The sequence below is a fragment of the Bradyrhizobium rifense genome, assembly GCF_008123425.1.
GTDB lineage: Bacteria > Pseudomonadota > Alphaproteobacteria > Rhizobiales > Xanthobacteraceae > Bradyrhizobium > Bradyrhizobium rifense.
The window spans coordinates 1-24046 of record NZ_VSSS01000062.1 but is presented as its reverse complement, the minus strand read 5'-3'; the positions used below and the strand labels follow the sequence as shown (position 1 = coordinate 24046).

Sequence of the window (24046 nt, the reverse complement as noted above, 5' to 3'; positions counted from 1 at the left end):
GAACTTGACCTAACCACACTGACGGGAGTGTTCACCGTCAACAAGAATCCTGCGGCGGCTTGGGCCGCATATAGTTTGGCGCGACGGCACCGACTACCCGTGCCGGATGTGATCCAAGCTGAGGTTGATAGGTTTGCTAGTTGCATCGGAAAGGTTGCGGAACAAAGCGATGCAGACCCAGTTGGGCGCACCGCCAATCCGTTTTCGGGCGGAAGAGTTGAGCCAAGCGTGGCGCAGCTCCGGCGGAGACAATCCCGTCGGATCGCTGCAAGGCGAATGGCGGGACTATAAGATCTTCCTAGCCGTTTACGAGCGCGTTGAGGGGGGCATGAAGGTTGGGGCCGCTCAAGCCGCCGTCGCGGCCGATAAGGGTGTTGGGGTCGGGATTGAATCTATCAAGAAGATCTGGAAACGCTTGAAGCGTGACGTGTAGAGACAAAGCATCCATTGTTTTGGGGTAACGAGCGTCAGTCAATTTCTACCGCGATTTTCTACGCCGCCGTTTGTACCTCTTGAGCCACCATCAAATCTCAGGAGGTATAGAATGAAACAACTGATCAAGTCCGAAACCGTGCGCGGCAAGCTCGACATGCCGCAGTCCACTTTCGAGCGACTGGTTAAGCTGCGGACGAACAATTTTCCCACGCCGATCTACATCGGCCGTTCTCGTTTCTTCGATGCGGCGGAGATTGACGCATGGCTCGCTACCCGTTCGGCGGCCAATTCCAACGGATGCGCGGCGTAAGGGAGGGCTGACCATGGACGACAACAACCCCAAAATCGGTTCGCCCGAATACCTGCGCCTGCTCGCAGACTGCCTCGGACACAATGAAGAGGCCACGCTTGGCTCGACCGATCAGGCCTTGTGCAAGCGGGCGCTTCTCGACCGCGCCGATCTGATCGACGCAGGGCTCGCCTGATAAATCCCAGCAATAAGTATCAACGAAACGTTGCCACCGACGCGGCGCCTAGCTTCGTTGCGCAAGAGGAGTTTCGGCATGGGAGATCATAATGGCCTGTTCAGCTATGTGATGGCGTGTTCGTTTGTTTTCGTGAACGATTGGAGACCAAAGATGTCGAACTTAGCGCTCCTACCTCAAGATGACCTCATGGCGGAACTTGGCGTGTCGCGGCCGACGTTGCAGCGGTATCGCCGTGAAGGCACCGGCCCGGCTTGGTTCCGCCTTCCTGGCGGGGCCGTGCGTTACCGCCGATCGGACGTGGACCTATGGCTCGAAGCGCGGCGTGTTGCTGTCGTATAGCCTAAAAGCAAAACCCGCCGTTGGCGCGGCGGGTGATGCAAAAGGAAAGTCTTATGAGGCCCAATTTCTATAATTCCGACTCGAAGTGTGCGCAAGGTTTTTGCGGGAAGCCCGTCAAAAACATCAACGCAGCTTACTTCGCCGCATTTCCTAACGCTATCTACCGAGTTCGTGCGTGGACGAACGACCCCGGCCGGAAGCCTTGGTACTTCCACGTAGAGATCACGCTTCGCACCGGCGACACGATTTGCTGCAACAGCGCCGATCTCTGCTCGAAGATTTGGAGCGGTGGCGGCGGCAGCCCGCGCGAGCGGTTCAAGGCCGCCATTCGTGCTGTGATTACCGATGTGAACTTCCGGCCGCCTGCTCTGTCGGGGGCGTGATGATGGCCTCCCCCTTTGCTCTAACTGCCCCGGCGCTGGTCGAGCGCGGCTATTCGCCGTTGCCGATCGCGCCGTGGGGCGAACACGACTGGAATCCGAAAGGCAAAGAGCCCGGCAGACTCGAAGTCGGCCGCGACGGTGAGCCGGAGTGGTATCGCCTCAAAAACTGGCAGGTGTTCGGCGATCGGCAGGCCCATCTCAAGATTATCGAGCATTGGTCAAGGTGGCCGGATGCCGGGGTCGGCCTCGCTTGCGGCTTCGGTGGATTCGTTGCGGTGGACGTTGACGACGACTCCCTGATTGACCCCATCTTCGCGGTGTTGCCGCCCCACACGGTCGCGAAACGCGGCCGGAAGGGCGTGACCGCGTTCTATCGTGCCGCCGAGCCGCTGCCGTCGAAGAACTACCGCACCACCGAGAAGCGCGGCTTGCTCGACTTCCTGAGCGGCGGAAAGCAGACGGTGCTTCCCCCGACTGTGCATCCCGACATCGGTCGGCCTTATGAGTGGACCACCGAGCGGACGTTGCTCGATACGCCGCTCAGTGACCTTCCCGAGATCACCAGCGCGCATGTCGCGGCGATGGAGGACGTGCTTAGCGCATACGGATGGGACGCACCCGAGCGGCAGCCGCGTGGCGCAACCGTTGAACGGCCCGCGCGAGGCGAGACGGCCCAGGACCTGCTTTGGCACGACGACGTGAATACGGTGGCGCTCGCGAACCTGCATGCGTGGGTTCCTGCGCTGGGTTTGCCAAAGACCCGCCCGAATGGCGTTGGCTATCGCGCAGTCGCGCCATGGCGTGGCTCAGGCTCGGGCCGCTCTGAGGCTCGCCGCCAACCGAACCTGTCGTTCCACCCGACCGGCATTCAGGACTTCGGCACCATGGAGACCTTCACGCCCATCAAGGTCGTCGCCAAGGCGCAGCGCATTCCCTATCCGGCTGCGGCGGCATGGCTGCGCCAAAAACTTGGACTGCCGGAAGAGCGCCTGATCCTTCTGCGCTCAACCAAGTCCGGCTCGCTGTCACCGACCTATCCCGACCGCGCTTTTCCGCTTGCCGACGCCACCTCGGCGTTGCGCGGTGCGTTGGACGACTTCGAAGCGCAGATGAAGGCGTGGCGCATCTATCGCAACCAAGCACGCCTCAAGTCGCCGCTGATTCACCAAAAGTCGCCCGTGTGGGGTGTGAAGATCGATGCTGGCCAAGTCATTTCAAGCCGCCCGGAATGTTGCCGCGTGGACCAAGCGCGGCTGGCGCCTGGCCTATGTGGTCCCGCGTATCGACCTCGGAAAGGATATAGCACTCGACCTGAAGAGCCTCGGCATCAAGGCGCAGGTCTATCGGGGCCGCGAACAGGCCGACCCTGACGCGCCGGGACAGACCATGTGCCAAAACCTGCCGGCCGTGGCTGCGGCCATTGCTCTGGGTGTCAGCGTCAGGTCCGCAGTCTGTATGCGCCGGATTGATGAGATGCTTGTGCAATGTGAGTTCGCTACTGTTTGCGGCCATGAGCGGCAACGCGAGGCGAAGCCTGAGGTTTGGATCATTACGTCCGCATCACTGCTCTACGAAAAGCCGGACTTCCTGCCCGAGCTAGATGGCCTTGTGATCGACGAGAAGTTCCATGACAATGCCGTTGGCGATACAACGACGATCGACGTCACCGAGCTTTGGCGCGCGAAGATCGAACTTTGCAGCGATGAAGAACACGATTTTCTGATCGGCACGCGCGCGAAGCTGCTGGCCGTAGTAAAGGCGAACGGCAACGGGCCGTTGTCCCGCGCGGTGCTCGAAGATGGAGATCACCGCATTTTCTCGCATACCGCCCTGCGAGCTGCGACCTTAGAGCAGCGGCGCGTTCGGCCAGAAGTTCTACAACCGGGCATGAAGGAGTCTGGACTCAATCTCGCGCTCCACAATCACGGCGCTCGTAACCGCTTGGCGCGGGATGTTGGCGCGCTCTGGAGCGAAATCGCGTTATTCCTTGCGTTCGACCATCGGCAGTCGGGACGGATCACCGTTACGGGCAGCGCGTTCACGCTGACGCCGCTGCGCCCGTTCGATCCGTCATGGTTGGCGCCGGTGCTCGCGCTGGACGCGACGCTCACGACGCCCGAGATTCTGCACGCGGCCGTGTTCGGGGACGAAGTTGCCGGCCTTCCGGTCGCCGCCAGCGTGAAGGCCGACATCCCCATTCAATGGCCGGATCATGTCCTCGTGCGGCAGGTCACTGGGAAGACCATGTCTATGGGCTCCCTGGGAATCGGCCAGAATGCCAAGCCTCACCCCCAAAACGAGCAAGGTGTCCTCCGCTATATCCGGCAGCGGGCAGCGCTTATCGCACCGGCGCGTCTCGGCGTCATTTCCTACCTTGGCCTTGAGGAGCGGTTCGCCCGTCAGGTGCCGGATAATGTGTCGTGGATGCACTTCGGTGCAACTTCGGGCTCAAACGAATTTGGGACGGTGGCCGGCCTGGTTGTTATCGGCCGGTGGTGGCTGTCCCCGGACAAGGTGGAGGCTCGCGCGAGCGTTTTCGCCGGATACCCGGTCAAGCCTATCGGCGAATATTACCGGAAGAGGATTGGCGGCATTCGGATGACCGACGGTCCGGCCATCTCCGCCAACGTTGAGTGCCATCCCGACCATTTCGCCGAGGCCGTCCGCCGTGGCATCACGGAAGACGAGCTTGAGCAGGCCATCGGTCGATTGAGGCCGCACCGCCGAACGGCGCCGTGCTTTCTCGACTTAGTCGGGGAAGTCGTCCTGCCGGTTACGGTGGACGAGGTCGTTGAGTGGGGCGCGGTCTGCCCCGGTGCCGAGGCTGACATGATGGCCGAGGGTGTCGTGTTGTCGAGTAGCCGCGACTCTATGACCGCGTTTGACTTGTCGAAGCACGACGCTGAGCGCGCGAAAACTGCCCCGGAATCCCTAAATAGGAATCATATTAGGGATTCCGGGGCAGTTTCTCCGATTCGGGTGTTCACCTACCGCAAAGGGGGAGCGCGCGGTCCGGCAAGTAGCGGCTACTATCTCCCCGGCGTCCTGCCCGGAGGCGTTCCCGCCCTCCGGGTGTGGCTGGAAGAGCGGCTGGGGCCGCTGGCGAGCCTTGAGGTTACGCGGGTGCAGTCGCGCGCCAGCTTCGCCAAGATCTCCTTGCGGGCGGATCACTTCGCATCGGCGAGCGGCCTTTTCAAATAGCCGGCCCGCCTACCTCCGCCGCACGCCCTATCGCAGCAGCCCGTCATGATTTACAATCGTGGGTTAATGCGGCGTGGCCGCAAGCCACCAAGTTGTTCTGCAATTAATCCCTCCAGCATGGTCCAGGAACAGACGAATGCACATTTCGCGCGTTCAGCTCGTCAACTACCGGAATTTCGAACGCGCAGATGCCAAGTTTAAGTCTGGCGTTAACACGATCATTGGTGAAAACGGATCGGGCAAGACCAATCTGTTTCGGGGCATTCGACTTCTGCTTGACGCCGATCAACTGCGATGGGCCTACCGCCTGCAAGAGACAGATTTCTATCGAGGCCTGAAAAGTTGGCGCGGCCACTGGATCATCATTAGCTTGGAGTTCGACGAGGTTTCGCAAGACGAAGCCATTCAAGCCCTTTTCCTTCACGGTACGGGCGTAGTCGAGCAGAGCGTGGTTGGGCGTGCCACTTACAACCTTATCTTCCGACCGAGCGCCGCTGTTCGCCAGCGTCTCGGCGAACTGGCTGAGGGTGATCAAGCTGCGCTTCAGCAAATATTGAACGGGATTACCATCGCCGACTACGAAACGGTGTTTACGGGCAAGAGCACCGCAAACTTTACTGACCCCGATGCCTACAAGACATTGGTCGGCGATTTCGAGGCGGTCTCATTTCCAAAAGAGCTCAATCCTCCGCAGCTCGGCGGCCCAATTCCTCGTGTGCTCTCGGTCTCGAAAGAAATTTGCTTTACATTCGTTCAAGCGCTTCGCGATGTGGTTAGCGAATTTCAGGGGCAGCGCACTAATCCGCTCCTAACCTTGCTACGTAGCAAGAGCGGTGAAATCGATCCAGCAAAGCTCAAGCCGATCACCGACAAGGTCAAAGACCTAAACCAAGCAATCGAGGACTTGCCCGACGTCGGCGAAATCCGCTCCGACATCCGCCAAACCATTCGAGACACTGCGGGAGAAACGTATTCGCCGGCCAACCTCGCTGTACGATCGGCGGTACCGGCTGAAGCCGAGCGACTATTCCAATCACTGCGGCTCTTCGTCGGGGAAACTGACGACGATTACGAAGGCGCGATCCATGAACTGAGCCTCGGCGGAGCCAACCTAATCTATCTCACTTTAAAGCTGCTCGAATTTAAATACCAAAAAGCAAAGCAGGCCTGCGCTAACTTCTTGCTGATTGAAGAGCCTGAGGCGCATATCCATACACATATTCAGAAGACCTTGTTCGATCGCTTGGCCTATGCGGACACTCAAGTTATCTACTCAACTCACTCCACGCACATATCTGAAGTGAGCAATGTTGAGAATGTAAACGTACTTAGCCGCTCCGGCAGTCGCTGCGAAATCTTTCAGCCCGCCTCGGGTCTAGACCCCGGCCAGATCCTAAGCTTGGAACGCTATTTGGACGCAGTGCGCAGCAATCTGCTGTTCGCCAAGAGCGTCATCCTCGTCGAGGGCGATGCGGAGGAGATCCTCGTTCCAACGATGGTGAAGGAGGTATTGGGGATCAGTCTCGATGAACTCGGCATAAGTCTGATAAACATTCGTAGCACTGGGTTTGAAAACGTTGCTCTGCTATTCCACGACGACCGCATCCGGAAGCGTTGTGCAATTGTTACCGATCTGGACGCAAGCTTCTTCGATATCACTCCTAACGAGGACGACACGGCGGCAGTTGCGAAGCTAAAGCTCAAGGCGGCGGGTTCTGCAGAGGCTGGGCTCGCGCGGCAGGCGCGTCTAAATTCTTTCAAGGCTGGCAATTCTTGGCTGTCCACCCATTTTGCGCCGTGCACTTTCGAAGTCGAGTTTATCAGAAGTGGAAATGCGGAGGCGGCGGTCGACAGCCTTGCTGCGGTCTATTCGTCGGCCCCAACGATTAGAACCGCGACGGAAGATCTGCGCTCGACCGATCCAGAAAGGTTCGGCAAGCGGATACTAACGATGGCTGAGAACATCGGTAAGGGCTGGTTGGCAATTCAGTTAGCCAAGCGAGTGACGACAAAGACCCGTATCCCACCATATCTCTTGGAGGCCATCTTTACCGCCCATCGACCTCTCAGCCGAGCGGTTCTCAGCAATATGATTGCACACCGGCTGAGGGCGCATGATGATCCTGCCTTACTTCCGCCAGCCCTCGCGCAATCCGTCCGCGACCACGCGGCTCAATACCAGCGAGGAGAGATTGAGCTCGCTTCGCTCCTTGATGTTTTGGCAAAGGCGCTACCAGGGGATGTTATTATTGAGGTGCTAGGACAAGCGTGATGGTGTTCGTGTGGGAACAGCGCGACTTGAATCCGGAGCAAGTTGAGGCGATTGAGCACCCGGGAAGCGTATTTCTGACGGCTTGTCCCGGAAGCGGCAAGACTCGAGCTCTGACCTATAAAATCGCTCTCGAACTCTCACGTCTGGAGTCGGACAAGCACTGGGTAGTGGCAATTACATACACCCACCGCGCGGCCGAAGNNAATCGAGCGCTTGGGCGTTGATACCGAACGTCTCTGGATTGGTACCATACATTCCTTTTGCTTAGACTGGATCTTGCGGCCTTACCGCCTTTATCACGACAAGCTAAAGCACGGATTTCGTATCGCCGATCAGCATGAAACAGAACGTCGGCTGGAACTTTTGTGCCAAGGACAGCGTCCGCGTCTTCGCACTTTTGACTGCGGTTACTTCTTCACACCACAGGGCCTCCAAATGGAAGCAGTGGACCCACAACGCCGTCAACAGATCTCGGGAGTGCTCGAAGCTTTTTGGAATGGCCTAGAGGCGGAGCGATTGGTGGATTTCGAAATGATCCTCCGTTACGCGCACGACTTAGTCGCAAGCGAGCCCGCAATACCCACACTGCTGGGGTCGTTGTTCAAGTTCATCCTAGTTGACGAATTTCAGGATACTAAGGAAATCCAATATGCCATCCTAGCATTGATCCTCAGGTCCTCTGCCGGTCAGTCGAACGCCTTTTTAGTCGGCGATCCCAACCAAGCGATTTACGGCTCGCTCGGCGGCTATGCCATGACCCGCGCCGAGTTTGAAGTCTTGTCGGGCCTCCAGCTTGCGGAAAAGAGCCTCTCGACCAATTACCGATCTTCTTCGCGACTGGTTGAATATTTCTCAAACTACCATGTCGTACCGGCTGCGATTTCGGCAGAGGGTGAGTGTCGTGATTACGCCAGTGTAGTTTCCTTTGATCAGCAGACTGGGAATCACGAGGTTGACGACGAGATTGTCCGGCTTATCCGCTTCAACATTGATCAGGGAATCGCCGCTCACGAGATTTGCGTGGTTGGCCCACGTTGGATGCAATTGGCAGCACTAACGAGGCGGCTAATGGGCGCCTTGCCTGAATATAACTTTGACGGCCCGGGCATGGCGCCGTTTTCGCGGGATCAAGACAACTTTTGGTACAAGGTCGCCCGCTTGGCCCTGACCGAGCCTTCTCCTCAACTGTACGTGCGACGCACGCTATGGGCTAAAGAAATCATTTTCGAATTGCGTAACGCAGGTGTCGTTGCCGGTAGCTTGACTCCGCGAGAATTGCTGCGACGTTGCAATACTGTCCAGATCGCGGTCGATGATGGACTGGAATATCTGCGACTGTTCTTCGACGAGCTATGCCTAGCGCTGGAGTTTGAACTGGAGGAAGTTCCGGCTCTCGCAGCCCACTATCACATTTTTTTCGCGCGCTCAGCTACGCAGATCGAACGGCTAGAGCAGTCGGGTGTTCAGGGAGTCTCAGAAATAACCATGTTTCGGCGTGCTTTCGCCAGCCGGAGCGGCATTACGATCTCGACCATCCACGGGGTGAAGGGAGCCGAATACGACACGGTGATCGCCTTTGCTCTTCTTGAGGGGATGGTACCGCACTTCGCCGATCCGGCCGGGGACGAAAGCGCGAAGAAGCTGCTCTACGTCGTCTCTTCCAGACCGCGCAAGAACCTCCACCTCATTGCTGAGGCCGGTCGCCTCGATCCTCGTGGCATTCCTTACGAAACGACCGAAGTATTATCGGCGTGCACGTTCGCTTACGATCAGCCTTGGTAATTTGGACTCTCGCTGATCACTTTGGGTCCTCCTGGCGCCCCCCTAATCGTGGGTGACGTGCGACCGCCCGATCTGGCTAGATATAAGATTTCAACAGTGACTTTCTGTTCTCGAATGCACTTCTGTCTCCAAACTAGACGCATGCGCAGTGGCTACCGAAATGGGCTGTAGCGGAATAGGCCATTATCCGACCCTGAAGGCAGTTCAATCGCCTTCAGGATGACCCGATGCCCCCGAATAATCCGCTGTATCCGCCCGATTTCCGCGCGGCGCCAATTTTCCCCTCCACCCGGAAGCGACGCAGAAATCCGCGCACCGTCTCGATGCCCGAGCGCGTCGGGCCGTTCGCGAGACTCGTCTTTGCCGAGATGGCCCGCCAGCGAGTGACCTACGACTCGCTTGAAGAGCGCAGCGGCGTGCGTAGGGCCACGCTGAAGGCTTGGAGAAAGAAGAATCGCCCCGGCTTAGAGAGCATTGAAGCGGCCCTGGCAACGCTGGGATTCGGGCTTGTACCCGTCGCCGCTCTTGAAGCACTGGACCATCCTGAACTCGCGGGCCAACTCACTGCGCTCGCGCTCAAGATGCGAATGAATATCCCGCAGACCTGGGCTGCTCTGATCGACATCGGCATCGAGCAGAAGCTTCTCCGCATGCGAGCGGACGAGCGTGCCGCCATTCTGGCCGAGCACGAATCGCGCCTCGCTGGCATCGCCGCCAACGATAACCAGAAGCGCCGCCGTAAAGCGGCTTAAGGGATACCGAAACAGTCCCGACAGCGGTCCCTGATTTTCCCATACTGCTCCCGTTACTTGGTTCTCCTCCTCACCAAGTAATGGGTGAAACCGAGGCCGGTGCGTTTGATTGCCAGATGCACCGGCCACTTTTCAGATGGGAAGTCATGTCCGACGTCTTTCTTTCACGAACGCAAGCCGCAAAGCGAATCGGTTGCTGCTCGAAAACCATGCGCAACCTCGCCAAACGCGGCGAAGGTCCGCCGTTCCTGTTGATCGGTGGTCGACCTGCTTATCCCGTCGATCAGCTTCAGGTCTGGCTCGCAGACGGCGGAGACGCCGCATGACCCGTCGCGATGAACTTATGCGCGCCGTGCAAGCCGCCACTGCGACCTACGCCACCGCCAAGGAGCGCCATACTCACGCGCGCAAAATGGCCGCGCTTGGCATGGGCGCCGATATCTTCGGCACCTGCAATCTTGAAGCGAGCGCCTTCTCGGAATGGCTGCGCGCGACCGACGCTCTTCAGAACTATCGAGGCTGATGCCAATGAATATGATCTCCAAGCTGTTCGCCCCCAAGACCGCCATCACTTCCGCGACGATCCGGGCCGAGATCGAACGGGCTGAATCTGAAATCACTGCACACAGCGCCCAACTTGAGGGCGTGCTTGCCGGCATTGCCGTCATGAATGATAGCCAGCATGCGCAAGCTGAGGCTGACGCAGCAGCGATCAAGCGTGCAATTACGCGACTTGAAGCGCGCGCCAATCACTTGGCCGCCGAGCTTCCGAACGTGATCGCGGCTGAGGAAGCCGCCGCGAAGGTCGCTTCCGACGACGCGTTGCGCCAGCGTGCAGAAGCCGCGCGGAAGGCGAACACTAAGGAAGCCGCCAAGCTGCTCGCGGACTACGCGGTCCACGCTACTCGGGTTTCGGAAGTGATCGCAAAGCTCGAAGCGCTCGACATCGAGACGACGGCCGTGAATGCCGCGCTGCGGTCCAATCCCGTCGCCGAAAACGTCGCGGGATACGACGCAATCCACCGAAGGAGCCCCGACCGCCAGGCTGGCGAGCGACGCGCGGTGCGGAAGTGCTGGGTCTATCGTTACCCCGGCTCCCCGCGCGACACGGACAAGACGAAGTTTCAGTACGAAGCCCCGCACGAAGTCGTTCGGCAGGCGGACATTGGTCGTGATGGTAAGGCAATCCCGGTGCCCGCAGTCCAGCACGACTACTATGGTCGCGTGCTCACCATCATCCCCACTCTCGAAGATCGGGAGGTCGTTTTTGAGCGCGTGTCCTTCCGCCCCGGCCAGACCGAAGCGACGCTGTCATCGGTCCGACTCCCGCCTGCGTTCTCCGCCGAGCCCTCCTTTTGGCCGCGAGGATAATATGCGTCAGTTGCTCGATGCTGATTTACATCATCCCGCTCAATCAGCGGGAGCTGTTGTGAGGCTAAATGCGCGGCGGCGACACAGGGCGCGACCCGACGTTCCGCAAACGAAAATCAAGTTTGCTAGAGCCACCTGCTCGAAATGCCTTCTTTCGACCTGGAATATTGAAGGAAGGTGCCGATAAGGAAGACTTGGACCAGATCACGCATGCAAGGCTTCCGTCGCCAACTAGGGGTTGAAATACCACCAGCGGAGCCGCATCTTACTGCGATACGGAGCAGTCAGTATGTCGGACAAGATACCTTTCGGTCTAGACGGGGCGGTGATAGCGAGAATGGATTGGCAACTCGCGCTCAAGCGGATTAGCCACGATCTTCGATCCGACTTCATCTACGCGCCGCACATTGGCTTCATCTATGCAAAAGCGGGCGATGAACTCATCCGGGAGGTGAGATCGGCGTTATCCAACGGCGCATACAGCCCCGGCCTGCCTATCACGATCGAAGTCCCAAAGTCGTTTCGCATACAGGTCGCGGTGAACCCCGTGCGATTGGGCCCGAGCTTCTCACGCCCAGGAAGCATTCTTCTTCCCCACGATCGGTTACTCTATCAGGTTCTGGCAGACCAAGCAGCCCCTATCGTTCAGAGGAAGACTGACCATTCACGCACGTTCAGTCACCAACTTGCGGCGCTGGATAACCCCGCGATGTTCATGCCCACCAGGACTTGCTGGAGCGCTTGGCAGAGCGAGCTGGCGAGGCTTTCGCAGGAACAGGGGATCAAATACATCCTAAAGATCGACGTTGCCAACTATTTCGGCTCGCTGAATCTTCACACGCTGATTAACGTGCTGAACGACTCTGGATACGCGAGTGAGCTACTGAACCGGCTAGAGACCCTTTTATCCAGCTATACAAGCAACCGCTCCTCGCGCGGCATACTGCAGGGAATGTTTCCATCGGACCTCTTCGGAAATTTCTACATGGAGCCAATTGATCGTTTCTTGAAGGACAATGGCGTCCTGGCAGCTCGCTACGTGGATGACCTCTACGTTTTCATCGAGAGCGTCGAAGCTGCGGAGAGTTTGCTGCGACAGCTTATCCCTCGGCTACGCAGCTATGATCTCGTCCTGAATGAGGCTAAGTGCAAGATCATTCCGAAAAATCAGCTTCATTCCGAAGAGCCGGACCTGCAGGAGCTATTCGACGAAGCCGTCGAGGAGATCCGTGAACAGCTGAACGATGATGACTTCGACGCCGATTACGGCTTTCAGTCCGAATGGGAAGATGATGAGGAAGAGGAGGAGGACGAGGACGAACTCAGTCTGGAGGCTACGAAGCAGCTCTTCGATTCCATCGGAACATATCTCGGACAAGAGGAGAACATTGAGCGGTTCTGCCTGCCTTTACTCGCCAAAGCTGAGTCAGACCACGCACTTCAACATGTGCTGGAGTCATTCAAAAAGCGTCCGTCAATGGCTCAGATATATGCATCGTACGTTGCCAAGTTCCTGAAACACGACGGCGTTTTCGACGCCCTCTTTGCCCTGCTAGTGGATTCGGAGCTGACCGACTGGCAAAAGATGTGGATTCTTGCGGCGCTCTCTCAAGCGGACAAGTACGACGATGCGTCCGTTAAAACCGCGCTGGATATCCTTCAGGACGCCCATCGGCACGAGACCCTCCGGGCAGTGGCGGCGATATTCGTCGGACGTTATGGGGATCATTCCCGACGGATCACCTTACAGGGCGTCTACACCACGTCGCCCCCCTACATTCAGAGCGCCATCTATTTCTCGTCGCGCAAGTGGTCGAAGGTAGAGAGGCAGAATGCAAGGACGAATTGGGGGAACCACGGGCCGCTAAATAAGCTTCTAACGATCGCAATGGATAAGAAGTAGCGCCACCATCTCGCCGTCGAGCTTGAACGAAGCGTGACGGCTCTAATCCGCAAGGTTTGAGGCCTGCGAGCCTGAGCCGAGCCTAGCAAACTAGACTACATGACGCGAACGTCTGCCGTGGGTCACAGAAGGCCGTTAAAGCCAGCACGAGCCGGGTCCACTACACGGACGGTAGCCGACATCATCACGGCGCTGAACGTGGTTCGGCTACCTCAACCGGCTGGATGTATCTTGTGACGTATTCTGACGGAAGGCCGTGCTCACTAGCGCCCACAAGGACTTGGTCCTTGTAGTCGTCACTCGGCTTGAGGCTGTCGTCTATGTACTCGGGAGTGGCCAAGTAGGCGAGGACCTTCTGCCTGCGACCTTTCTCGTTGATGATCGTAACGATCGAATGTTCATAGCCGTCGCCGACTCCTTCGACTTCATCTAACTTGGCGCGCTCGGCTGGGTCGAAGCTGAAGAGGACCCCAACGACCACGTCATTGTCGTCGCTGGGAAATGCGTTGCACTCTCCGAACCCCTTGGTGCTACGCTTGTGGAAGCGAAGCGTGTGCCTTGGTAAGATTGCAGCACCTGTCGGCTTGCAGCTCGGCAATAGCTTGGTCAGCCGCGCAGTCGACATATTCGGCCCGTAAGCAAAATAAACAGCCAACTCCGGCGGCCGTGTCTCTACTTTGTGTCGCTGTTCAACGGGCGGATCACCCGGCCTGCGGATGTTACGCATCGGAATCGCAAGCATTCCATGCACGTCGGACTCCTTACCTTCGCGAGTAATGATTGGCCGCCCATCCTCGCGGTCGAAGATCGGAAGGGGTCTGCCGGTCCATCCGCAATCAACGCAGCGAGGTCGCTCCCAGAGAACGCCCGGTGCAGCGGAGTTTTCGCCCTGTTCCGGGGCAAGTTGAGGTGATCCGCACTTGGGGCATTCCTCTGGCACGCCGCGCAACACGCGAAGAATAGCTCCGGTCGTCGTGCTGATGGCATGCTGGATCAATAAGTGCGCCAAGTCGGCATCGGTCCAAGTCGCCGACTTCGAATGGGTCAACCAGTTGGTGAACGTCCAGGCGGATTCGAGCGCGCTTTTGAGAACCCCTCGACGCTCCTTGTTGGTGTCGCTCGGCAATATCTGATTGCATATGATCTCCACCCAAGCGCGGAAGTTAGCTCGCTGCGGCGGAACGTCGGTCCAAACTGCAGCGTCCTGCGCAATGCTGATCAGTTCAAGAAGCGCTTCGCGGCAGCGGACGCCAACGGCCTGATATCCGGATAGGCTTTGCGCTTGGGTCACGGCGGTGCCAGCTTCCTCAACCTTCTGGTAAACTGACCCAAACGGGAGAATGCGTAGATCGTCTTCCTTCTGTTCTTCCGTGCGCGGCATGCGGAGGATCAGACCAATATGGAAGGTTAGAGCAAGGTCCATGTTTGGAAATTGCTCCTGAGAATAAAGGTTCGTGCCGCCGGTAATGACCCACCAACGATCTTTGTTGGTGTGAATATCCCAGACATCGTGATGGGTATTCACGACCACTTCAGAATAGACCTTCTGCATGAAGGTCAGTTTGAGGTCGGGCGCTTGCCATTCAAAGTATTCGCGGACCTCCTGGATCTCCTCTTCAGTAGCTTTCAACATGGTCACTTCCTGTCGCAGCTTCGTTGCGCCGCACTCCAGATGCTCTTCTAAAGGCACTTCGAATTGGAGATAGTGGTCTTAGGCAACTTCCTCCTGGCCCCTCACCAATCCCAGGAGCCTGCGGAACTCCAGATCGTTACTGTCGCTTTTCCAGAAGTTGATAAACTGGCAGACAACCTGAAGATTACCCACTTCGTAGTGCCCCCCGCTGTCGATCCGATCAAGCGATGGCAGCAGGTTCCTGTCTGCTTCAGGACCGGAAAAATGGAAGGAGATACCACTCAAAGCGCAGCGGTTCTCCTGTAGGTCAAGCAGAGAACCGATGAGCCTCTCCAGCTCAACCGTGGTCATCCGCAATTCCTTGTTCTTTACAGTACGTTTGACTTCTTGTCCGTTTGCATTCCTGACCGTGTTCTCCACGGAAAGGCGCATTTCAATAATGGACCTTTCCCGTCCACCGAGAATGCGCCCATCATCCCTGCCGCTCGTTGCTTTGCTGACAGAGCCTTCCGATTCAAGTTTTATCAGTTTAGAGAAGACCCAGCAGAAGGTATGCGCATCGATAAGGCGGACGTTTTTCAGGCCGGCGGTTTGCTCAATAAGCGGCCGCAATGCAGCCAGTGTCCCATTGTATGTCGAATAGTTGCCCCAGCCGCACTGGAGGATGGTCGAAAAATAAATGTTGAGTGCCCAAAATGCGCGGTCGAATCCGGTGGGCTGGATCGGCATAAAACGATCCATATCTTTGAGAAAGAAGAGATACGCCAACAACGGGTACTTGCGGCCAGTCAGATCTCTCAACCGGTTAAACGTTGAGCCCTCGTCGGCGCCACCTCGATAGAGCCCAAAAAACAGACCTTCGAGTTCATGACGAAGCTTCGGCTTCGCTCGCGCTTCCAATAGCTCGCGATGGTCGCGGTTGGCGTGCCCATAAATGTTTTGCCAGAACACGAGATTATTCGTCAGATTGCGGGAGTTGTCCTGAATCTCGATAGCATCGATCACGCATTCCAAGATCACGCCCGAACCGATATCGCCTTCCATCCATTCGCTTGCTCGAAGCAAACCGATTGCATGATCGCGGAGACGCGGCTTGTAGCTCTCCCAGACCGCAACCAGGCCCTCGTGAAACCCGTTGAACGGATGACCGGACTTTGCCGTAACAAGGTTCTGAAAGCGCACAAGCGCTTCACGGAAGGCGGATGGATCAATTGACGCGGCCATGATCGGCTGAGGCGTGCTCTCGGGACCGGCATACCAATCGAGAAACCTGTCCAAAGCGCCGGAACTATCGACTTCGACACGCAGCGTGGCTGGCGAACGCAGGGGCAGAAGCGGTCCGTTGATGTTGGAGTTTCCGTTTGAGGGGGTGTCCATCAACCGGATGCCATCGAGGGTCGGTGGTGACGGTGGCTGAAACCAGATGCGTGTCTCAGCGGCCTCGCGGTGGATCGCCAGGACCTTGCCGCTTGGCGTCGTGAAGCCGATCACATAGTCCGTGGGCGGCTTGGCGGGCTCGCCCAGCCGTGCCCTCAGTGTTGCTTCGGCTTCTGCAACGGCGAGCGTCATTGTCCTTCTATCCCCATGAGGCGCAATGCATCTCTCATAAAATCTACCGGGCTATTCGACCGATCGGCGAGCTCTTTGATCTTGAGGCCCTCCGAGTCCCATTGATCCACCTGCGCCTTCTGGCGTCGATATCGATGAAATCGTTCCCAGATGAACACCAACATTCCCGTCCAGCACAATTGCGTGACGTCGGGATACGCCTTCGTAATGTCATCGCTTCGATCGCGCCCCACCGCCACAAGACGAATACGAAGCGCGGCGCTCCGGTGGAAGCCCGCCCGATAGATATCTGCCGCCGCTGCTTCGATCCGGCCGGATGGTAGGCATCCGATCGCTGCCAGTACCCGATGGACGTTCTGCCGATCAGCTCGAGTCCACGGACCATTCAAGGTGCAAGGTTGATTTGTCTTCACTTCTGCAATGACGATATCGATCAGATCGTCAGAAAGCGCGAGCTGCTGTACGTCGTCCGCCATGATGTCGTTCGGATCATCGAACAGGCGCTCGGCACGAAAGGGGAAACGAACCGCCAGCAGATCGGCGTCAGTCCGCTGACCGCCACGCCGTTCTGGGTGAACCACAAAGTTCTCAATCTGGAAAAACCCATTCAACCGGAGATACCAATAGGCCACCTTCTCAGGATCGAGGCCGTTCATTTCGGGGCGCGCCGGCGCGCGGCTCATTCCGCCGCCTCCAGTTTGCGATCATCGGTCGGCGCCAGTGCTTCGGCCAACAGCGCGTCGAGCAAGCGGCGCCGGGTGGCGGCCGTAGCGGTGAGGTTCGCCTCTAGACGGTCGCAGAGCGCCACCAGCGAATCGACCTTGGCGACGATGCGGTGTTGTTCCGCGAGTGGTGGGAGGGGCAGAGGCATCGTGGCGACTGACTTCGTGTTGAAGTGTGTGAGAGCCACGCCGACCGACCCTGCTTCAACATGCAATGCTGCCAATGAGTTCAGATAAAAACATAGAAAAGTCGGCAGAACGCATTGAGGGCGCTGAACCACAACCAGATCAGAACAGTTTGCTTCCGGAATCGTCTCCGGGATAACGCAGGCCGTCCCTACGTTGCCTGATCTCACGACGACAACATCGCCTGGCACCAAAGCTGACTTGATTATCTTCTTATGAAAGTGCGGCGAGATATAAATCAGCCCTTCTTCTCGAAACCGGTTGGCGCGAACATTCTGGCTTCGAAGAAAGGGGATACCAATATCGACGTATTGGTCCTTCATCGGTCCGACGTATCCAACAGTCACCCGTTCACACGTGTCGGCGATCCGGGTCCACGCCCAACCGACTGGAGCCTTAAACATCTGCCCACGTGCGTCGGACATGCCCGCTGTCCAATCGCGTCCCCTCTGTCCCTTCGACTTTTGAGCTAAAAGTTTATCAAGCAGTTCCGACGCTGGTTCGTCTTTCGGGTCCTGCGGTACCAGCTTTCCGAAAACTGCGAGCTTGAGGATGGTTTGGCGCAGTTGCTGGATCTGGTCGGGGCGTGTGGTGAGGGCGGGCAGCGCGTCGAGCGCAAAGCGGGCATCGGCCTGGAAGGTTTCGGAATCTGGTGCGCTGAGGCGGGTGAGACTCGCCGCCTCCAGCCGATCGCGCACGCTCTCACGGTCTCCCCGCGCCGCCTCCAGCCGATCGCACAAACGCATCAACTCATCGAACTTGACCACGATGCGGCACTGCTCGGCGAGTGGTGGAAGGGCGATCAAAAGAGCTTCGAGTTTGCCTTTCGTAATATGTTGAAGACCAACACCCCCGTGCGCCTTGGCAATCATTTCGTCCAGACGGCCATTGATCGCCAAGCGCAAGTAGAGTGGATCAAAGGCATTGAGGCGGAAATCGCATCGAAAGATGTGCTGGTTTAATACCGCTTCGCCACGTTCCCAGATGAAAGCCCCGAATGAGGTGCCGGGCGTACCTGACCAGCTTATTAGAAACGCGCCGTCGTTGATTAAGAACCGATCTCGTACCATCGTCGGATCGCAATAGTTAAACGGCGCGTCGGGCCGATTAAGATTTTGAATCCGAACAATTTTGATGCCAGACGGTTTCCAATCGGTCGGCTTGAAAGCCATGCCATTAATCAGCTCAAGATGGTCTCCAATCCGTACCCAGAGCCAATTGGCGGGAAGATCGTACTCGGGATCTGACGTTTCGTTATTGTCCGTTCGGCTTTCTTTAAATGACGCTTGCGGTCGACCTTTGTCAGACCGCCTCAGCAATTCCGACGCCGGCTCGTCGCCCGCATCTTGCGGTACGAGTTTGCCGCGCACGGCCAGATCTAGAACGAAGCGGCGCAGGCGGGCGATCGCATCGGGCGCGTCGGCGATCTCGTGATAGTGCGCCAAGAGGCGTTCAGCGTTCATCGCGCCAGCGCCTCGGCGAGGATCACCTTTAATTGGTCGCGCAATGCACCCGTCTCAGCCTCTGCGGCGGCGAGTTCCGCCAATAGCGCTTCTGGGTCTCCATGATCATCTGCCACGGCATGCGGATTCTTGATGTCGAGATTATAGCCGCGCGCTTTCACCTCGTCAGCTGTCACGCGCCATGCCTGCGGAGTTTCCTCGCGGCCCTTCCGCTCCTTGCCGCCCCACCAATCGATACAATCTCTGAAATGCTCCAGTCGGATTGGCTTGGTCATGGAATAGGCCTTTTGGCCTTCGGGCACGCGGTGTTCGTAGAACCAGATGTCCTTAGTCGGCGTGCCCTTCTCGAAAAATAAGAGATTGGTACCAATCGAGGCATAGGGCTTGAACACGGAGTTGGGTAGGCGAACGATGGTGTGGAGGTTGCATTCCTCCATCAGATGTTCCTTGAGCCGCGTCTTCACGCCCTCACCAAACAGTGTGCCGTCGGGCAGCACCACAGCGGCGCGGCCATCTGCCTTGAGCAGGCGCACGATCAGGGCGAGGAACAGATCGGCCGTTTCCTTGGTGCGGAACGTCGGGAAGTTGTTCTCAATGCCGTCTTCCTCGCGGCCGCCGAACGGCGGATTGGTGAGCACAATGTCAACGCGCTCATCCTTGCTCCATGAAATCAGCGGCCGGGCCAAGGTGTTGTCGTGGCGCACGAAGCTCGGGTCCTCGACGCCATGCAGCAGCATATTGGTGACGCAGAGCATGTGTGGAAGTTGCTTTTTCTCTACCGCTCGCAATGCGCCGTGCATCTTTTCGCGCTGCTTGGGCGTTTTGACGTAGTTCTTCTCCATGTGACGGATAGCACAGGTTAGGAAGCCGCCAGTGCCGCAGGCGGGATCGAACAGGATTTCACCGGGATGTGGGTCAATTCGGTCGGCCATGAAGGCGGTGACGGCGCGTGGTGTATAATATTCGCCAGCGTTGCCCGCCGATTGCAGATCGTTGAGCAGTTGCTCGTAGAACTCGCCGAAATGCCTTCGCTCGTCGAGATTGTTGAAGTCTACTTCATTGATCTTGTTAACGACCTGCCGGATGAGGTGGCCGGACTTCATGTAATTGTAGGCGTCCTCGAACACGTCACGCACCACGCGGCGACGGTCGCCCGGCTTGCCGGTGAGTTTCAGCTCTTTCAGCGCCGGAAACAGCTCGTCATTGATGAAACTCAGCAGCGGCTCACCGGTCATACCCTCGGGGTCCGCCGCCCAGCTGCGCCACCGATATTGCTTCTGGATTGGCGAGCGGTAGCCGTCTCTCGTCAGTTCGAGTTCCTGATCCTGATCGTCAATGATCTTCAGGAAGAACATCCAGGTGAGCTGGCTGATGCGCTGTGCATCGCCATCGACGCCCACGTCCTGGCGCATTATGTCTTGAATTGATTTGACGGTGGTACGAACGATCATTGCCTATGCGGTCTCCTGATACAGCGCGGCCTGCATTTCGTGGACGGCCTTTTCGAAGCCCTCCCTGCCGCCGAACGCGTTGATGAGTTGAACAACGCTGCCCATCGCGGTGAACGGCGTCACCTTCAGCACGTTGGCATCATCGAGATTGAGTACGCCCTCGTCGCGGTACTTTTCAAGTAAGGCATCGAGCACGGCGCGGGCCTGCGGACCATATTTGGTGAACACGTCGCGCTTCTTGATGTTCTCGGCCCGCTCGCGGCGCGTCAGCGGCTTCTTATCAAAGGCGACATGGCAGATCAGGTCGAAAGGGTCAAGATTCTTGCCGAGTTCGTCGGCGATGGCGTCGAGCGCCAGGCCCTCGGCTTCAAGTTCCTCGATGATCGCCTGTTTCCTTTCCGTCGATTTCCAACGCTTGAGGAAATCGTCGAGGCTGGCGAAACGCTTCTTCAGCGCAGTCTTGGTAAAATCGCGCAAAGTTTCCGTGACAAGCTTGCCGTTCTCGTCGAGGTATTCGACGCGCTCGGCTATGATGCGCGCACCGACCCCATCGACATAAATTTTGCGGATCGGATCACCGGGCGGCGGCAGCTGCAAGTCCGGTTGATCGACGATGGTTTCATCTTCGTCTGGCGTCGGCGGGATTGTATCGTCATCGGATGTCGGCGTTGCGTCGGGTGGTATGATCGGATCGCCTTCGCCCCGCTCATAAACCGGTACATCGCCATCGAAATCCGGATCGGCAAAATGGCTTGTCGCGCCGCGAAAATCGATCAACGTGAAGTAAAACTTCTTCGTATCCTCATGAACGCGGGTGCCGCGCCCGACGATCTGCTTGAACTCGGTCATCGAGCCCACCGCGCGATCAAGCACGATCAGGCGACAGGTCTGCGCATCCACGCCAGTCGATAGCAGTCGCGACGTCGTGACCAAAACCGGATATTTCGATTCCGGGTCGATAAAATTGCCGATCTGTTCCTGGCCTTCCTTGTCGCTCCCGGTAATGCGCATGACATAGCGCTGGTTCTCGGCGACCAGATCAGCGTTTTCGTTGACGAGCGCTTGGCGCATCCGCGCCGCGTGCTCCTCGTCGACGCAGAAGACGATTGTTTTCTGAAAGCGGTCACCGCTTTCCTTGAGAAATTCGGTGATCTTTTTCGCGGTCAGCACCGTGCGGTCGTCGAGCACGATGTTGCGGTCGAAATCCTTGGCGTTGTAAATGCGGTCCTCGATCACGTTGCCTTCGCGGTCGAGCTGCCCGAGTTCGGGGCGATAGCCTTCCACGTCGCGATCGATGTGAACCTTAATGACTTTATAGGGCGCAAGAAAGCCGTCGCTAATCCCCTGCTTCAGCGAATAGGTGTAGATCGGCTCGCCAAAATAGTCTGTGTTGGAAACATATTCGGTTTCCTTCGGAGTCGCAGTCATACCGATCTGCGTGGCGCCGGAAAAATGGTCGAGAATTTCCCGCCATGCAGAATCCTCGGCCGCGCTGCCACGATGACATTCGTCAATCACGATCAGATCGAAAAAGCCGGGCGAGAACTCGCGATAGAGTTTTTGGTGTTCCTCCGGCCCCGTAATCGCTTGATAAAGTCCGAGATAGATCTCGAAGGCGGTGTCGATGCGGCGTTTCTTGTCGAGTGCCAGGGGCAGGTCTTCTTTGGTGCCGTCCTGCCGCTCGATGGTTTTGGCGTTGGTCGATAGCTTTGCCATCGCCCCGCCGAACGGGCGGAAGTCGTTCACCATCGTCTGGTCGATCAGCACGTTGCGGTCGGCGAGGAACAGGATACGTTTCCTGCGGCCTGCTTTCCACAGGCGCCAAATGATCTGAAAGGCGGTTCTGGTTTTCCCGCTCCCTGTAGCCATCACGAGCAAAACACGGTTTGCTCCTTTCGCTATGGCCTCGATGGTGCGATTGACTGCGGTGACTTGGTAGTAGCGTTTGGCCTCGCCGCTGCCGTCGTCGTAATAGTCCTGAAGCACGATCTGTTCAGCTTCGGAGCTGATGCCCTTCCAGACGCGATAGCGAGTCCACAGATCGGCTGGTGAAGGGAAGGCATCGAGCCCAAGGTTCGCCTCGATCGGCAGGCTCTGGCCGGTGCGGTCGTGGAAGACGAAGCCGTCACCGTTTGAGGCGAACACGAACGGGATGTCGAGCGTCGCGGCATAGTCGAGACCCTGCTGGATGCCGTCGCCGACGCTGTGGTTGTTGTCCTTGGCCTCAATCAGCGCCAGCGGGATGTTCGGCTTGTAGTAGAGGATGTAGTCAGCGCGCTTGGCCTTCCCACGGGTGACGAGTTTGCCGCGCACGATGATGCGGCCCTTGGTAAAGCCGACCTCCTCACGGATTTGCAGTATTTCGTCCCAGCCAGCGTCGCGTAGCGCTGGCGTGATGTACTTCGTGCAAATATCTCGTTCGCTTAATGAGCGTTTGTCCATTGATGGCAAGCTTTGTTGCGGCGCGAAGCGCGACAGGCCAATGCAATTTCAAATGAGCGACTTGCCCCGAACCGAATCTCGCACCTCTCAATGCGCGAAAGTTGAGCATGAAACAACTAGGTGATGAAGTCCTCCGCGATAGTTCGGCACTAAATAGTATGGCTATACAGACTCCCTCCGGCCGGCGAGACAGGATGCAGAGCCGGATCGATAGCCCTACCCGGGCTAGACTTCGTGCATTCAGCGCGGCGGGTTCGCTCATCGCCGAGGGTTCCGTCTACGGCGACGCAATTGGGGCTTGGAGTGGGGCTTGAAGGAAGGGCCTTGAGGGAGGCCTCTTAGAAGCTGGCTAGAAAATCCAAGATTCTCTAGCTTTTTCAGATTGGTGGGGGAGGCAGGACTCGAACCTGCGAAGCCATAAGGCGGCTGATTTACAGTCAGCTCCCTTTGCCACTCGGGACACTCCCCCGCTCGACGGCAGCACAATCGGGCCGGACCTTGCCGGCGACCGAAGACGGCCATGGAACGTGAAGGCCGCGACAGCCCGGATGGGGGCGCGACCGGGCGCGGTTATGGGCGAAGCGGTGGGGTAAAGTCAACCGAGGCGAACAGCTAAAATCGTCCCCTTGGGCGTCCAAATTGCCATATTCCGGGACCCGTGACACAAGCGAGCCCATGAAGGATCGAAAATTCATCCCCAAGGGCCCCCGTGGCGGGTCTAAGCCCTTCAACAGGCCTGGAAAATCGGCCAGCCGGCCAGCCTGGCGCGAACGCGATTCGCATGCCGACGGGCCCGTCATCCTCTATGGCTGGCACACCGTCACCCTGGCGCTCGCCAACCCGCAGCGGCAGATCCGTAAGCTGACGCTGACCGAGAACGCCGCCCGGCGCCTGGCGGACGAGAACATCGAGACCCGCATCGCGCCCGAGATCGTCCGGCCGCAGGAGATCGACCGGCTGCTCTCGCCCGATGCCGTGCATCAAGGCCTGCTCGCGGAGGCCGATCCCCTGCCCTCGCCTGACATCGAGGACTTAGCGCTCGAGGGGATGGTGCTGGTGCTCGACCAGATCACCGATCCGCACAATGTCGGCGCCATCCTGCGTTCCGCCGCGGCGTTTGCGGTGAAGGCGATCGTCACCACCGCGCGCCACAGCCCGGAAGCGACCGGCGTGCTCGCCAAGGCCGCCTCCGGCGCGCTGGAGCTGGTGCCGATGATCACCGTGCAGAACCTCGCCCGCGCGCTGAACGAGCTGAACGACAGCGGCTTCCAGACCGTTGGTCTGGACAGCGAAGGCAGCGAGGACCTCTCGGACGTCACGTTGCGCGAGCCGCTCGCGCTGGTGCTGGGTGCAGAAGGCAAAGGCCTGCGGCAATTGACTCGCGAGACCTGCAGCGTCGTGGCGCGGCTCGACATGCCCGGCGAGATCAAGAGCCTCAACGTCTCGAATGCCGCCGCGCTCTCGCTCTATGTCGGCGCGAGCCGGCTTGGACTGATGAAGCGGTAGAGCGTTTTCGAGCGAAGTGGATTCCGGTTCGCATCAAGAAAACGCGTCAAAACAAGAACCTAGAGCCCGTTCCGATTCCATCGGAACGGGGCTCTAGGCGTCGCCGCGCACATCCCGACGATGCCATCGTGCGCCTGTTTTGCCCGAC

At 58.1% G+C, this 24046-nt stretch carries 20 protein-coding genes and 1 tRNA gene; 14 read left to right on the top strand and 7 right to left on the bottom strand.

The window, feature by feature from the left end:
* The first annotated feature begins 169 nt into the window (after positions 1-169).
* The 13 genes from FXB40_RS36475 to FXB40_RS36425 all read left to right on the top strand — a co-directional run bounded on the left by FXB40_RS36475 (position 170) and on the right by FXB40_RS36425 (position 12926).
* On the top strand, positions 170-433 hold the full coding sequence (locus FXB40_RS36475; RefSeq protein WP_148777120.1) for a hypothetical protein: 264 nt from the start codon (positions 170-172) through the stop codon (positions 431-433).
* Positions 434-544: 111 nt separating this feature from the next.
* Positions 545-745 (top strand): helix-turn-helix transcriptional regulator, encoded by a 201-nt coding sequence (locus tag FXB40_RS36470; protein ID WP_148777119.1) that lies wholly within the window; start codon positions 545-547, stop codon positions 743-745.
* 13 nt (positions 746-758) lie between these two features.
* Positions 759-920, top strand: a complete 162-nt coding sequence (locus FXB40_RS48335) for a hypothetical protein (protein WP_187437400.1) — start codon at positions 759-761, stop codon at positions 918-920.
* 78 nt (positions 921-998) lie between these two features.
* A complete protein-coding gene (locus FXB40_RS50575; RefSeq protein ID WP_210352220.1) occupies positions 999-1262 on the top strand; it encodes a helix-turn-helix transcriptional regulator in 264 nt (87 codons plus the stop codon).
* Between the two features lie 53 nt (positions 1263-1315).
* Entirely contained in the window at positions 1316-1645 is a 330-nt protein-coding gene (locus tag FXB40_RS36460) for a hypothetical protein (protein WP_148777118.1), read from the top strand.
* On the top strand, positions 1645-3015 hold the full coding sequence (locus tag FXB40_RS36455) for a bifunctional DNA primase/polymerase (protein WP_148777117.1): 1371 nt from the start codon (positions 1645-1647) through the stop codon (positions 3013-3015). The genes FXB40_RS36460 and FXB40_RS36455 overlap by 1 nt, the downstream gene beginning before the upstream one ends.
* 1967 nt (positions 3016-4982) lie before the next feature.
* Positions 4983-7118 (top strand): ATP-dependent nuclease, encoded by a 2136-nt coding sequence (locus FXB40_RS36450; RefSeq protein WP_148777116.1) that lies wholly within the window; start codon positions 4983-4985, stop codon positions 7116-7118.
* The gene (locus FXB40_RS50000) at positions 7118-7342 is read left to right on the top strand and encodes a UvrD-helicase domain-containing protein (protein WP_210352219.1); all 225 of its coding nucleotides are present in this window, start codon (positions 7118-7120) and stop codon (positions 7340-7342) included. Before FXB40_RS36450 ends, FXB40_RS50000 begins: the two co-directional genes overlap by 1 nt.
* Positions 7332-8900, top strand: a complete 1569-nt coding sequence (locus tag FXB40_RS49995; RefSeq protein ID WP_210352218.1) for a UvrD-helicase domain-containing protein — start codon at positions 7332-7334, stop codon at positions 8898-8900. Before FXB40_RS50000 ends, FXB40_RS49995 begins: the two co-directional genes overlap by 11 nt.
* Before the next feature lie 227 nt (positions 8901-9127).
* Positions 9128-9652, top strand: a complete 525-nt coding sequence (locus FXB40_RS36440) for a hypothetical protein (protein ID WP_148777115.1) — start codon at positions 9128-9130, stop codon at positions 9650-9652.
* Positions 9653-9974: 322 nt separating this feature from the next.
* A complete protein-coding gene (locus FXB40_RS36435) occupies positions 9975-10175 on the top strand; it encodes a hypothetical protein (RefSeq protein ID WP_148777114.1) in 201 nt (66 codons plus the stop codon).
* 5 nt (positions 10176-10180) lie between these two features.
* On the top strand, positions 10181-11023 hold the full coding sequence (locus tag FXB40_RS36430; protein ID WP_148777113.1) for a hypothetical protein: 843 nt from the start codon (positions 10181-10183) through the stop codon (positions 11021-11023).
* Positions 11024-11312: 289 nt separating this feature from the next.
* Positions 11313-12926, top strand: coding sequence for an RNA-directed DNA polymerase (locus FXB40_RS36425; RefSeq protein WP_148777112.1), 1614 nt, complete (start codon positions 11313-11315; stop codon positions 12924-12926).
* Between the two features lie 184 nt (positions 12927-13110).
* On the opposite strand, the gene FXB40_RS36420 is transcribed toward FXB40_RS36425, so the two are convergent.
* From FXB40_RS36420 to FXB40_RS36390, 7 genes are all read right to left on the bottom strand, one after another.
* The gene (locus FXB40_RS36420; RefSeq protein ID WP_148777111.1) at positions 13111-14559 is read right to left on the bottom strand and encodes a gamma-glutamylcyclotransferase family protein; all 1449 of its coding nucleotides are present in this window, start codon (positions 14557-14559) and stop codon (positions 13111-13113) included.
* Positions 14560-14637: 78 nt separating this feature from the next.
* Positions 14638-16128 carry a hypothetical protein gene (locus FXB40_RS36415; RefSeq protein WP_148777110.1) on the bottom strand — a complete coding sequence of 497 codons (1491 nt, stop codon included), beginning with the start codon at positions 16126-16128 and terminating at the stop codon, positions 14638-14640.
* A complete protein-coding gene (locus FXB40_RS36410) occupies positions 16125-16811 on the bottom strand; it encodes a hypothetical protein (protein WP_148777109.1) in 687 nt (228 codons plus the stop codon). Before FXB40_RS36410 ends, FXB40_RS36415 begins: the two co-directional genes overlap by 4 nt.
* Complete coding sequence (locus FXB40_RS36405; RefSeq protein ID WP_148777108.1) at positions 16808-18499, bottom strand: restriction endonuclease subunit S; 1692 nt, start codon at positions 18497-18499, stop codon at positions 16808-16810. The genes FXB40_RS36410 and FXB40_RS36405 overlap by 4 nt, the downstream gene beginning before the upstream one ends.
* Positions 18496-19950: a type I restriction-modification system subunit M gene (locus FXB40_RS36400; protein ID WP_148777107.1), complete on the bottom strand. Its 1455-nt coding sequence runs from the start codon at positions 19948-19950 to the stop codon at positions 18496-18498. The genes FXB40_RS36405 and FXB40_RS36400 overlap by 4 nt, the downstream gene beginning before the upstream one ends.
* Before the next feature lie 3 nt (positions 19951-19953).
* Positions 19954-22392, bottom strand: coding sequence for an EcoAI/FtnUII family type I restriction enzme subunit R (gene hsdR / locus FXB40_RS36395; RefSeq protein ID WP_148777106.1), 2439 nt, complete (start codon positions 22390-22392; stop codon positions 19954-19956).
* A gap of 383 nt (positions 22393-22775) precedes the next feature.
* Positions 22776-22861 (bottom strand) — tRNA-Tyr (locus FXB40_RS36390).
* A gap of 206 nt (positions 22862-23067) precedes the next feature.
* Here FXB40_RS36390 and rlmB point away from each other — a divergent pair.
* Positions 23068-23898 carry a 23S rRNA (guanosine(2251)-2'-O)-methyltransferase RlmB gene (gene rlmB / locus FXB40_RS36385; RefSeq protein ID WP_187437399.1) on the top strand — a complete coding sequence of 277 codons (831 nt, stop codon included), beginning with the start codon at positions 23068-23070 and terminating at the stop codon, positions 23896-23898.
* Positions 23899-24046 lie beyond the last annotated feature (148 nt).

Bases quoted from the DNA above. Each gene is read 5' to 3' on its own strand.
- rlmB (WP_187437399.1), top strand. From the start codon at position 23,068: ATGAAGGATCGAAAATTCATCCCCAAGGGCCCCCGTGGCGGGTCTAAG.
- FXB40_RS36470 (WP_148777119.1), top strand. From the start codon at position 545: ATGAAACAACTGATCAAGTCCGAAACCGTGCGCGGCAAGCTCGACATG.
- FXB40_RS36440 (WP_148777115.1), top strand. From the start codon at position 9,128: ATGCCCCCGAATAATCCGCTGTATCCGCCCGATTTCCGCGCGGCGCCA.
- FXB40_RS36435 (WP_148777114.1), top strand. From the start codon at position 9,975: ATGACCCGTCGCGATGAACTTATGCGCGCCGTGCAAGCCGCCACTGCG.
- hsdR (WP_148777106.1), bottom strand. From the start codon at position 22,392: ATGGACAAACGCTCATTAAGCGAACGAGATATTTGCACGAAGTACATC.
- FXB40_RS36405 (WP_148777108.1), bottom strand. From the start codon at position 18,499: ATGAACGCTGAACGCCTCTTGGCGCACTATCACGAGATCGCCGACGCG.
- FXB40_RS36415 (WP_148777110.1), bottom strand. From the start codon at position 16,128: ATGACGCTCGCCGTTGCAGAAGCCGAAGCAACACTGAGGGCACGGCTG.
- FXB40_RS36455 (WP_148777117.1), top strand. From the start codon at position 1,645: ATGATGGCCTCCCCCTTTGCTCTAACTGCCCCGGCGCTGGTCGAGCGC.
- FXB40_RS50575 (WP_210352220.1), top strand. From the start codon at position 999: ATGGGAGATCATAATGGCCTGTTCAGCTATGTGATGGCGTGTTCGTTT.
- FXB40_RS36410 (WP_148777109.1), bottom strand. From the start codon at position 16,811: ATGAGCCGCGCGCCGGCGCGCCCCGAAATGAACGGCCTCGATCCTGAG.
- FXB40_RS36425 (WP_148777112.1), top strand. From the start codon at position 11,313: ATGTCGGACAAGATACCTTTCGGTCTAGACGGGGCGGTGATAGCGAGA.
- FXB40_RS36420 (WP_148777111.1), bottom strand. From the start codon at position 14,559: ATGTTGAAAGCTACTGAAGAGGAGATCCAGGAGGTCCGCGAATACTTT.
- FXB40_RS36400 (WP_148777107.1), bottom strand. From the start codon at position 19,950: ATGATCGTTCGTACCACCGTCAAATCAATTCAAGACATAATGCGCCAG.
- FXB40_RS36450 (WP_148777116.1), top strand. From the start codon at position 4,983: ATGCACATTTCGCGCGTTCAGCTCGTCAACTACCGGAATTTCGAACGC.
- FXB40_RS36430 (WP_148777113.1), top strand. From the start codon at position 10,181: ATGAATATGATCTCCAAGCTGTTCGCCCCCAAGACCGCCATCACTTCC.
- FXB40_RS48335 (WP_187437400.1), top strand. From the start codon at position 759: ATGGACGACAACAACCCCAAAATCGGTTCGCCCGAATACCTGCGCCTG.
- FXB40_RS36460 (WP_148777118.1), top strand. From the start codon at position 1,316: ATGAGGCCCAATTTCTATAATTCCGACTCGAAGTGTGCGCAAGGTTTT.
- FXB40_RS36475 (WP_148777120.1), top strand. From the start codon at position 170: ATGCAGACCCAGTTGGGCGCACCGCCAATCCGTTTTCGGGCGGAAGAG.